This window comes from Marinobacter antarcticus (genome assembly GCF_011049865.1).
Classification (GTDB): domain Bacteria; phylum Pseudomonadota; class Gammaproteobacteria; order Pseudomonadales; family Oleiphilaceae; genus Marinobacter; species Marinobacter antarcticus_A.
In genome coordinates, this window is record NZ_DRGY01000085.1 from 1 (window position 1) to 10,904 (window position 10,904).

Annotated in this window: 9 protein-coding genes and 1 pseudogene; 2 read left to right on the plus strand and 8 right to left on the minus strand. The window is 52.5% G+C overall.

Annotated elements, in window-relative coordinates:
- The 7 genes and pseudogenes from ENI00_RS10745 to ENI00_RS10775 form a co-directional block, all read right to left on the minus strand.
- Positions 1 to 500: glycosyltransferase family 2 protein (locus ENI00_RS10745; RefSeq protein ID WP_304101881.1), on the minus strand; the 500-nt coding region annotated here is incomplete at its 3' end.
- Positions 484 to 873 carry a GtrA family protein gene (locus tag ENI00_RS10750; protein WP_304101884.1) on the minus strand — a complete coding sequence of 130 codons (390 nt, stop codon included), beginning with the start codon at positions 871 to 873 and terminating at the stop codon, positions 484 to 486. The genes ENI00_RS10745 and ENI00_RS10750, both read right to left, overlap by 17 nt.
- A gap of 699 nt (positions 874 to 1,572) precedes the next feature.
- Entirely contained in the window at positions 1,573 to 3,897 is a 2,325-nt protein-coding gene (locus tag ENI00_RS10755; protein WP_304101886.1) for a heavy metal translocating P-type ATPase, read from the minus strand.
- 155 nt (positions 3,898 to 4,052) lie between these two features.
- A pseudogene (locus ENI00_RS10760) lies at positions 4,053 to 4,958 on the minus strand (APC family permease); the annotation flags it as partial.
- A gap of 89 nt (positions 4,959 to 5,047) precedes the next feature.
- Positions 5,048 to 5,797 carry a copper resistance protein B gene (locus ENI00_RS10765; protein WP_304101888.1) on the minus strand — a complete coding sequence of 250 codons (750 nt, stop codon included), beginning with the start codon at positions 5,795 to 5,797 and terminating at the stop codon, positions 5,048 to 5,050.
- Positions 5,794 to 7,605 carry a copper resistance system multicopper oxidase gene (locus ENI00_RS10770; RefSeq protein WP_304101890.1) on the minus strand — a complete coding sequence of 604 codons (1,812 nt, stop codon included), beginning with the start codon at positions 7,603 to 7,605 and terminating at the stop codon, positions 5,794 to 5,796. Before ENI00_RS10770 ends, ENI00_RS10765 begins: the two co-directional genes overlap by 4 nt.
- Before the next feature lie 82 nt (positions 7,606 to 7,687).
- Complete coding sequence (locus ENI00_RS10775) at positions 7,688 to 8,221, minus strand: cupredoxin domain-containing protein (RefSeq protein ID WP_304101892.1); 534 nt, start codon at positions 8,219 to 8,221, stop codon at positions 7,688 to 7,690.
- A 201-nt stretch (positions 8,222 to 8,422) separates the two neighbouring features.
- Here ENI00_RS10775 and ENI00_RS10780 point away from each other — a divergent pair, with 201 nt between their 5' ends.
- Positions 8,423 to 9,088 carry a response regulator transcription factor gene (locus tag ENI00_RS10780; protein ID WP_304101894.1) on the plus strand — a complete coding sequence of 222 codons (666 nt, stop codon included), beginning with the start codon at positions 8,423 to 8,425 and terminating at the stop codon, positions 9,086 to 9,088.
- On the plus strand, positions 9,075 to 10,409 hold the full coding sequence (locus ENI00_RS10785; protein ID WP_304101896.1) for a sensor histidine kinase: 1,335 nt from the start codon (positions 9,075 to 9,077) through the stop codon (positions 10,407 to 10,409). The genes ENI00_RS10780 and ENI00_RS10785 overlap by 14 nt, the downstream gene beginning before the upstream one ends.
- Before the next feature lie 63 nt (positions 10,410 to 10,472).
- Here the strand turns inward: ENI00_RS10785 and ENI00_RS10790 are convergent.
- Positions 10,473 to 10,904 (minus strand): isocitrate/isopropylmalate family dehydrogenase (locus ENI00_RS10790; protein ID WP_304101898.1); only part of this gene is annotated, 432 nt, incomplete at its 5' end.

Consider the following 10,904-nt stretch of genomic DNA (forward strand, 5'->3'; position numbering starts at 1 on the left):
ATGTTCGTGCGACTGGTTCGATTCAGAAGCCGGTAAAAGAGATGCGCACTCCAGCGTTTAAAGGCGGTTTCGCCAGCCCGTGAGCGGCGCTGCATAAGCACCACATCGACACCGGACTGCCAACAGTCGACCATTGCCGGAATCTGTTCAGGCGGATCTTGCAGGTCGGCATCGAGCACGATCATCGCATCGCCTTTGGCATGCTCTAACCCTGCGGTCATTGCCGCTTCTTTGCCAAAATTTCGGCTCAGTTTAACAAGGCGTACGCCGGGCGTTCGGGCGATCACGTCCCGAATGTACTGGGTACTGCCATCACTACTGCCATCATCAATCAGAACGATTTCCCAGTACAGGTCCAGCTTGGCAAGCACAGGCAGAACCCGGTCGAAGAAAAGGGGCAACATCGGGCGCTCGTTAAATAGCGGCACGACCAGTGATAGCAGCGGCTTATCAAATGGACCGTCAGACGACACTATGGGTTTTTCAAAGCGATTGTTCATGGAACACCAGCCTTTGGTATACGAGATAGTTCAGAGCAGCGACAAGCCCTGTCGTCACGATTTGTGACAGCGTGACAGAAAGTGCCAAGACGCTATTAAGGAGGAAGAAAAAGACAAGATTACAGAGCCATGCAAAGAGGCAAGACCCGATATAGCGCCAAAGCGTGAACCTGTGAGGGCCCGCATTGCGAAATGCCAGGCGCCGCTGGAGGCCGTAATTCAGGGCGGCTCCGGACACACTTCCGCTTGCGGTCGCCAGTATTGGCTCAACTCCGGCACCGATTAACACCGCCATCACAAGCCAATGGAACAGCGTGGCAAGGCCGCCGGCAGCCATAAATCCTTGTAGTTGGCGTGGTAAGAATTTGCTCATGACGAAAAACCACCTTAACGGCTGACAAAGTCGGCCTGACATTTACTTACTGGGCACGATAGCCCACCCCATGTCACGGCTTTGTGGAGGTTTCATCAGGAATTTGTCAAAACTTGAGGCATTGCCTGACAAGACAGTCTGAGATTCAACAAATGGCGTTGGCTTTTGCAGCGGAAACTGTTGGGAGCTACTAACGCTTTATTGTCGTTTTAAATAGTACACGGCGAGGGGCAATAGAGGTGCGAGCTGACACGAACGCGAAATTAACTATATATTTTGGAAATTAAAAATCTATCTTAATTTCTTAAAATTATTGCGTTTATTTTATTTGATATTTCAGTGTCATTTAATGATCGGTACAGGCGAAGGCAATGCCTATTATCGCGCTTTGAAAGAGACGCAAAAAAATACCGCAGGCTGACTCCTGCGACTAATTAAATTCGCAAAAAATCAAGGGCCGCTGGCACGAATATTTCGCGATGATGGCTACTCAAATGACATGTAGTACAACATACAAACCTGAAACCAAAATGAATTATGATACAAATTTTTATAATTCAGAATGAGGAGCCTGATATGAAAAAATCCGAATTAAATAATCATATCGAAATAATTCCAAACCGTCCTGATACAACGAACGCCCCGAAACCAAATCGAGGCCACGGTAAGGGGAAAGCCAGACCGTTCACAAAACTGCCGTTAATCCAATTTGACCAGCCTCAACCGGAGCGCATTAACGATGACGCTCACGGAAGACAGTGACATCGCCGCTGCTGCAAAAATCGGAGACAGTAGAATCCCGGCAAATGGATAGAGCACCCCTGCAGCAATCGGTATGCCGGCGGAATTATAAATGAAGGCAAAAAACAGGTTTTGCCGAATATTACGCATGGTCGCTATCGACAAGCGGCGCGCCTCCACAATGCCCATCAGGTCTCCACGCAGAAGGGTGACACCCGCACTTTCAATAGCCACATCGGTCCCTGTTCCCATAGCAACGCCCACATCGGCTGTAGCCAGAGCCGGCGCATCATTCACCCCGTCTCCCGCCATCACCACAACACGGCCTTCGTCTTTCAGCCTTTGAACGATCTTTCCTTTGTCCTCCGGCAGCACTTCCGCTTCAACCTCATCAATATGAAGTTTGCGGGCGACAGCTTCTGCTGAGGTGCGATTGTCCCCCGTCAACATAACCACACGGATGCCGTCCTTCTGCAGTGCGATAATTGCCGCCTCAGTGGATTCTTTGATCGGATCAGCAATGGCAATTAATCCACAGACCTGTTGCTCCACCGCCGCGAATATAACCGTTGCGCCGTCTTTGCGAAGCTGGTCTGCATCCGCCTCAAACGCGGAGGTATCCACATTTTGTGACTCCATTAACAACCGATTACCAAGTAGAACCGCTTTTCCGTCGATCTTGCCGGTGACACCCTTACCGTTAGGCGAGTCGAAATCCTCCGCATCTGGCACGGTCAGTTCCATGATTTTGGCTTTATCGAGAATGGCATGGGCCAGCGGATGTTCACTGCCCTTTTCCAGGCCACTGGCATAGCGCATCAGGTCTTCTTCGCTGAAGCCGTTTGCTGGAACCAGTTTTGTTACCTGAGGTTTGCCTTCGGTCAGCGTACCGGTTTTATCAACCACTACCGTATCAACTTTCTCCATGCGTTCAAGAGCCTCTGCATCCCGAATCAGGACCCCAATCTGAGCGCCCCGCCCTACGCCAACCATGATCGACATAGGCGTCGCCAGGCCAAGAGCGCAGGGGCAGGCAATGATCAGCACACTCACGGCTGCAATAAGACCGTAGGCCATAGGGGGCATTGGCCCAAAGACTGACCAAACAATAAAGGCAAGGGCGGCTATAACGATGACCACCGGAACAAACCAGCCGGCCACTTTGTCTGCCAACCCCTGAATCGGTGCACGACTGCGCTGGGCATTGGCCACCATCTGCACAATCTGCGAAAGCATGGTGTCATGCCCCACCTTGTCAGCTCGCATAATGAAGCTGCCTTGCTGGTTCATGCTGCCACCAATCACCTGGTCGCCTGTCTTCTTACTGATGGCCAGTGGCTCGCCGGTTACCAGAGATTCGTCGATGTTGGAGCGGCCTTCCAGGATCTCCCCATCCAACGGAACTTTATCGCCTGGGCGAACCCGTAAGCGGTCACCGACCTTCACCTGATCAAGAGAGACGTCAGACTCGCCTCCCTCATCGTCCAGCCTTCTTGCTGTGGCCGGTGCCAGATCCAGCAACGCTTTAATGGCGCCCGACGTCTTCTCTCGGGCACGAAGTTCCAGTACCTGCCCTAACAACACCAACACCACAATGACCGCAGCGGCCTCAAAATACACCGCGACCGAACCATCTGCCTGCCGGAACGCATCGGGGAAAACCTGCGGAACCAGAACGGCGACAAGGCTGTATATCAGCGCGACACCCGTACCAATGGAAATCAACGTAAACATGTTCAGGTTGCGGTTGACGACGGATTTCCAGCCCCGAACAAAGAATGGCAAGCCGCACCAGACGACAACGGGCGTTGCCAGCACCAACTGGATCCAGTTCAGTGCTTGTGGCGACACAATCTGATCAAGGCCAATAAAGTGCCCTGTCATTTCGATGACAACTACGGGGAGCGCGAGGAACAGGCCAATCCAGAACCGACGCGTCATATCCGTAAGCTCTTCCGACGGCCCATCGTTGAGGCTTACTTGCTCGGGCTCCAACCCCATCCCGCAGATCGGACAATCGCCGGGCCCCTGTTGCCGAATCTCCGGGTGCATCGGGCACGTGTACATGGCGCCGGGAGCGGCGGGTTTCGCAGACTCTTGGCGCTCCCCGAGATATTTCCCTGGATCCTCATCAAACTTGGACTGGCATCGGGCGGAGCAGAAATACCACGTTTTTCCAGCATGTTGGCTGCGGTGTTCGGCCGTAAGAGGATCAACCGACATTCCGCAAACCGGGTCTTTTGCTTCGTGCTCATTTTGATCAGCGTGGTGATGTTCACTCATTTCGTACTCCTGCTTCGTTCGCTGGGCGGTCCGCAAATCAAGTTTGGTCTTCATTCCTGGCATTGAATATCAGTGATGGCGCCCGTGGGATTCATCGCTTTCCATCGCCTTACGCCTGGAGGAAGACTTAAGGAATACCTGCTCGGCAACCGCAAAATACTGGCAAGAATGCCTCCAGTGGTTGCCATCATGGCAATTGCCACAGTAAACCACAGGCCGTACTCACCTAACGCAGGACGGGTGGCGGCAGCCAGTGAGTAGTCTTGGGTCTCAACTATTTCGGCGAGAGACAGGTTGCTCGCAACGGCAAAGCCCACCAGGGTGTAGATTACAACGCAGGCGGCAATGGAGATCACAATCGCGCGGCTGACGTTGCGATGTGGGTCTTTCACCTCGGAGCCACTATTAGTAATGGTCGTAAAGCCCTTGAAGGCCAATATGCCAAGAGCCGTCGCACCAAGGAAATTACCGACGACACCGGTTTCACCGCTTCTGGAAAAATCGACCGCAAGACTATCAGCCAACCAGACACCTACTAGTCCGAAGACAAGAATGCCGCCAATTTTAAGGACACCAATGAACGATGCGACACCTTGGATCCAACGATTACCCAGCAGGTTAATGAAGAATGCAGCCAAGATAAGCGATACGCCCAATACAGATACCATGCGTCCGCTGTCATCGCCTCCAAACAATTGCATGGCGTAGGACCCAAACGTGCGGGCCAGAAAGCTCTGGGCAATCACCATTGAGAAATACATCAGCAACGCATTAAACCCCGTTGCTAAACGGTCGCCGTAAGCTTTGTGGAGATACATGCCGATGCCGCCTGCAGACGGATAGGCATTGGAAATTTTGATATAGGAATAGGAACTGAATGAAATGACAATCGCGGCCGCCAGAAAGGCCAGCGGAAAGAGCGTGCCCGCCATCTGGGCCATTTGCCCGGTGAGCGCAAAGATACCGGCACCAATCATAACACCAGTACCGAGCATAACCGTGCCCGGAAGCGTGAGGCTTGCTTCCTGATAGCGGGTGGTTCTATCTTGCTCGCTCTTCATTCAACTCCTTTTTTGTTTGCCACCATGTCGGTCACATGAAATAGCGCGAAGGGCACCGAGCAGGCTAATGCTCGATGCCCCTTGTGTGCTCAAAAAAATAGCCGAGCCCCAACCACTGCCAACCAACCTCCGGTGCCACTGCCGTCCGCTCTGGCAAAGTCAGCTGTGCTGCCATATTTACGTTCGTGAACGATGCCGACGTACGGCGAAAAAGCACGGCCAATAAGATCGTAGCTCAATCGCAATCCGGTTTCGGTTGAAACCAACCCCTTGCCGACTCCAATTTCCCGATCTTCACTAAACGCCACCGTAGCATCCAGCGATGCCGTAAGTATCCAGTAGTTGGTCAGGAGCAGCTCATATTCTGCATCCAAATCAGCCGACGTGTCGCCATCTTTGCTCACGTAAAAATTCGTGTCTATTTCAAACCACTGCGGCGCCAGACCAGCAAAACCGAGAACAGCGTAAGTTCGATCAGGACCTTCCGGGGTATCAAACCGTATCCCGGCTTTTGCATCAAAAAACTTGGATATCGGGATTTGCCCCACCAACTGGTTTTCCACCTTCTCGTAGCTCCGACCTTCAATGGCATACTCGCCGCTGCTAAGCCAACGAGCCTTGAAATTGTCGGTGCCATAGAAAAAATCAGTATCCCACACACCCAGTTCTTCATCGTCTTCGCTATAACGATATTCAAATTCTTCGAACTGCGCGCCCCACACATTTAACGGCTGCTTCCGCTCTGTGGTGTCCTGAATCCGCTCTTGAGCAGACGCCAAAACGGGAATAACACCAAGTCCCAACACCGTACTTGCAATCAAAGGCGTCCAAAACTTCATGCGTCACCTCCAATGGCATCCGAGTGCTCACCAGACCCAGCCTGGTTTGATTCCGGCCCACCCTCAACAATGATCTTGCGGAACATGCCAGCCGCCATGTGATATGACAGATGACAATGAAACGCCCATTGGCCCGGCGCATCCACTTCGGTTTCTACATAAACCGTGGTGCCTGGCTGAACGCTTACAGTGTGCTTGATCGGGTTCCATTGGCCCGCACCAACATCCAATATCGACCACATACCGTGCAGGTGCATCGGGTGTGTCATCATCGTTTCATTTACAAACTTGAAACGGACTCGTTCGCCATATTTGAGGCGAATAGGGTCTGCGTCTTCATATTTAACGTCATTGATGCTCCAGATATATCGCTCCATGTTGCCAGTGAGACGCAACTCAATTTCTCGAGTGGGCTCCCGTTCCTCATAGAGCGGCTTCTGGGCTTTCAAGTCGGCATAGGACAGGAATTTGCCTCCATTGGCTGCCGTGGGAATCAGGCCACTGCCTTGGGCATAAAAAGGATCGCTTGCCCCCCCCTCGGGCATCATCATCGAGCCATGATCCATATTCGCCATCTTCGAATGATCCATGCCGGCCATATCTTTCATAGCTGACTGGTCCATATCTTTCATAGCCGACTGGTCCATATCCTTCATAGCCGAATGGTCCATATCCTTCATGGCACCGTGATCCATGCCAGACATAGTTCCGGAACCCATCATGTCTCCCTTGCCCATGCCGCCGTGGTTCATCCCCGACATACCCGTCATCCCGCCCATGTCAGCCATGGTCAGTCGAGCTGGCTCACGCAACCCGGGAACAGCAGCTTCCATTCCCTTCTCAGTTGCAAGCGTTGCCCTGGCGTATCCGGTGCGCCCCATAGACTCGGCAAAAATTGTATAGGCTTGTTCGTCTTTAGGCCGAACAATTACATCGTAGGTTTCCGCAACACCAATCCGAAACTCGTCCACGTTAACCGGCTGTACGTTGTTTCCATCAGCCTGCACTACCGTCATGTTCAAGCCGGGAATTCGGATATCAAAATACGTCATCGCGGATGAATTGATAAAACGCAGTCGAATTCGCTCACCAGGCTCAAAAATACCGGTCCAGTTCTGCTTGGGTCCTTTACCGTTGATCAGTCCGGTAAACCCTTGGAGGTCTTCAACGTCGGCTTTCATCATCCGCATATCACCCCACGCCATACGATCCTTCACAGTATTCATCAGGCCGTTTTCAGCGGCGTCCGAGAAAAACTCACCCACGGTTTGTTGCTCGCGGTTGTAATAATCGGACATTACCTTGAGGTTGCGCATTACCCGCTCGCTGGAGTCCGGGTGTTTGTCGGTCAGTTGAACGACGTAATCCCGATCATAGCGAAACGGCTCGCGACCATCGGGCTCAATAACGATCGAACCATAGGCACCATCAGGCTCCTGAAAGCCGGAATGACTGTGAAACCAATAGGTTCCAGCCTGGGTGATTGGAAAGTTATAGGTAAATGTCTCGCCAGGTGCGATACCCGGAAAGCTGATGCCTGGCACACCGTCCTGATCGAACGGGAGAATAATCCCGTGCCAGTGGATGGATGTCGTTTCGTTCAGGTTATTGGTCACATTGATGGAAACGTTCTCACCCTCCTTGAAACGCATAACCGGGCCCGGCGATTTGCCGTTGTAGCCAATGCCCTGCTTCACAAAATCGCCGGTATCGATTTCAACTCGGTCGACCGTCAGATTATATTCACCCGCTAAGCCGATAGTCGGCAAAAGCAGGCACACAGCGCCTGCAAAAAGAGCCTTCTTCATACACAACTACTCCCAAACTACTTTGCACTATCCAAACCAAAGGTTCCGATATTTTGGCCAATGGGCGAACGTAAGACTCGCCTTAGTTGAAATTTACTTTGCCGTACATACCAGACTGATAGTGCCCTGGAACGTTGCAGGCAAACTCAATATCGCCCTTTTCGGAAAACTTCCAGATCACTTCCTTGCTCTCACCTGGCTCTAAAAGCACGCTGTTCGGATCGTCATGCTTCATGGACGTACCGTCTCCCATATCCATCTCCATCATATCGCGATTGAGCTTGCCTCCCTGAATGACTCCATGCTGGACCATCTTCATCATTTCCTTTTGATGCGACTCGTGCATAGCGGGCGTGCCAATGTTGAATTCGTGTACCAGACTGCCTTTGTTCTTGATCACAAAGCGCACCGTCTCTCCCGGCTTGACTTCGATCGCATCGGGTTCATAGTAGTTGTCGTGCATCTCGACGGTGACAGCGCGATTAGCATCGGAGGCTTTACCCGGCTCGCCATTCTTGGCGCCGTGGCCGTGCTCGTCCCCGTGAGTCCCTGCCCCAAGTGCTGCTGCTGACATTGACATAGCGAATGCTGCGATAACAAACTTTGATGAAACCATCAAATCTTCTCCTGTAAAGTAACTTACGTTTAAATCTTGGTTGGTATGCCTGACAAAATGGGCACTGTGCGAAAACATTATTACTATCGCGCATCAACCTGAATTCTTTCTGAAAATATTAATTTCTTTGTTGTTCAGGCTGATTTCAGGTGGATCGGCGACACTTTTACAGCGTATTTTGTTCAAAATAAAGGACCACAAATGAGATTACTGCTGGTAGAGGATGATCGACTGCTCGCTGAAGGACTTGCAAGCCAGCTTGAGAAAGTTGGCTTCAGCGTTGACGTGACTCGCACCGCCAAAGAGGCAATTATTTTAGGCGAACAGGAAGACTACAAAGCCGGCGTGCTGGATCTGGGGTTGCCGGACGGCAATGGCCTGGACGTGCTGAGAAGATGGCGTAAAAGTAACGCTATCTTTCCAGTACTGATCCTGACCGCAAGGGGGGATTGGCAAGATAAGGTCAACGGTCTGAAGGCAGGCGCTGACGACTATTTGGCTAAACCCTTTCAAACCGAAGAACTGATTGCCAGGCTGAACGCCATCGTGCGACGGAGCGAGGGCAGAGTTCAGTCATCGCTGAAGGCTGGGCGTTTTGAGCTTGATGAGAACCGGCAGTGCCTTAGAATCGACGATGGAACAGAGCACAGTCTGACGGGCACGGAATTCAGGTTACTGCGGTGCCTTATGGGTCGGCCTGGTTATATTTTCTCCAAAGAGCAGCTCATGGAACAGCTCTATAATCTTAACGAAGCGCCAAATGAAAATATTATCGAAGCTTATATCCGGCGCCTGAGAAAACTGGTTGGGCCGGAGACCATCACAACAAGGCGCGGTCAGGGATACCTGTTTAATGACGCTGCCTAGAAAGCCTGTATCCGTAAAGGGAGCACTCTTGCTTTTGCTGTTACCGGCGGGTATTGGCCTGATGGCCATCGCGTGGCTTGTACACGGCTTACTACTGGAAAGGATGTCCCGGGAATTTGTAGAAAACCGCCTGAAAGACGAAGTGGCCTTCCTGGAACATCATATTCGTCAAGCCGACGGCAAATTAGATATCCTTCGAACCGGTGACTACTTCGAGGAGGTATTTCATCACGCCTTCGCAATGCAGTCCCCGGCTCAAACGATCATCTCTCCGCAATCCTGGCGCCCGCTGCTGAACCCACTGCTGCAGTCTGATCAACAGGAAGGTATCGCCGTACACAATGCAAAATTACCTGGCCTGCCCTCCGACATTCTCGCTTATCGAAAATCTTTTTTTGTGAACGATACCCCTATCACGGTCATCGTTTCGGAAGATATGGGGGCACTTCAAGACAGCCAGGCAGAACTGCATGCATGGACGGCCATCGTATCAATCTTGCTGATTCTCTTGCTTGTCGGGATTATCTGGGTGGGCATTAACCTGTCAATGCGGCCTGTTGTCTCGCTCCAGGCAGCCCTCAGACGGCTGCAGAGCGGCGAAATATCACGGATAGATGCACAGGCCCCGGAAGAGTTCCGCCCCCTGGTGCAGCAACTCAATCAGCTCCTTGATTCTCTGGATCAACGACTGGAGCGCTCCCGGGAAGCACTCGCAAACCTGTCTCACAGTGTCAAAACGCCCATTGCCGCGGTCAGGCAGGTGCTCGAAGATACCAGCCGCTCTCTGGACAACACGCTTAGACACGAGATGGGATCGCGTTTGAGCGATATCGACAGGCAGTTGGAAGCCGAAATGCGGCGCAGCCGGTTCGCCGGGCCACAGCTGGGCAAGAGCGCATGCCCGGCGAAACAGGCCCGTGATCTTCTGTGGATGCTGGGGCGGCTTCATCCGGAAAAGTCATTTGAACTGTCAACGTCACTCACCGACGAATCTCGCTGGCCTATTGAGGAGCACGACCTGAACGAAATACTGGGAAACTTGCTCGATAACGCCGGCAAATGGTCCGCAGAATGCGTTGAGCTTTCCTTGGAACACATTAATGGCGCGTTGCAGATTATCGTAACGGACGACGGGCTCGGAGTTGCGGAAGGTGAAAGAATTCACTTGGGCCAGAGAGGGCGGCGACTGGATGAACAAACGCCGGGGCATGGGCTGGGTCTTGCGATCGTCCGCGAAATAGTCGCGCGGTATGGAGGCCAGGTTTTCTTTGCGAAGGGGTTAAAAGGAGGTTTGAAAGTACTGATCGAAATAGCCCTGTGACTAAGCCTGACAAGATCCACCCGTGGATGGCAATCCGTGTCAGGCCACCCAGACGGCTGAAAGCTACTTGAGCGCGCGCTCCACAGCGTTCAGAAAACCTGTCATATCAACCACCTGCTCCGAATCCGGGTCGACGGTCTTGCTCTTGAGGTCTGCGGTCACGATACCTTTGTCGACGGTGTCAGTCAGCGCCGATTTAAGATTGACTGCGTATTCCGTCAGGGGCGCGTTGCCTTCGCGCTCACCCAAGGTTTCCAAGGCGTTAGCGAGTGCAAAGATCAGAGCGGAGGGATTGAAGTGGGCGTCGCGGCCGTCGCTTTCCAGATACTTCAGGTAGAGGTCATGGGCGGTGCCGTGGGGCGCTTCAAAGAGCATGGTACCGTCTTTGCTCTCGATGATAGAGCTGGCAGTGGCCAGGCTACCGCCGAGCGCAGCGGAGATGTCCGAGAAAATATCGCCGTCCAGATTCTGGGAGGGATAGAGGGCATTTCTCGG

Coding starts and splice junctions, on each gene's coding strand:
- ENI00_RS10750 (WP_304101884.1), bottom strand. CDS start 873: ATGAGCAAATTCTTACCACGCCAACTACAAGGATTTATGGCTGCCGGC.
- ENI00_RS10755 (WP_304101886.1), bottom strand. CDS start 3,897: ATGAGTGAACATCACCACGCTGATCAAAATGAGCACGAAGCAAAAGAC.
- ENI00_RS10765 (WP_304101888.1), bottom strand. CDS start 5,797: ATGAAGTTTTGGACGCCTTTGATTGCAAGTACGGTGTTGGGACTTGGT.
- ENI00_RS10770 (WP_304101890.1), bottom strand. CDS start 7,605: ATGAAGAAGGCTCTTTTTGCAGGCGCTGTGTGCCTGCTTTTGCCGACT.
- ENI00_RS10775 (WP_304101892.1), bottom strand. CDS start 8,221: ATGGTTTCATCAAAGTTTGTTATCGCAGCATTCGCTATGTCAATGTCA.
- ENI00_RS10780 (WP_304101894.1), top strand. CDS start 8,423: ATGAGATTACTGCTGGTAGAGGATGATCGACTGCTCGCTGAAGGACTT.
- ENI00_RS10785 (WP_304101896.1), top strand. CDS start 9,075: ATGACGCTGCCTAGAAAGCCTGTATCCGTAAAGGGAGCACTCTTGCTT.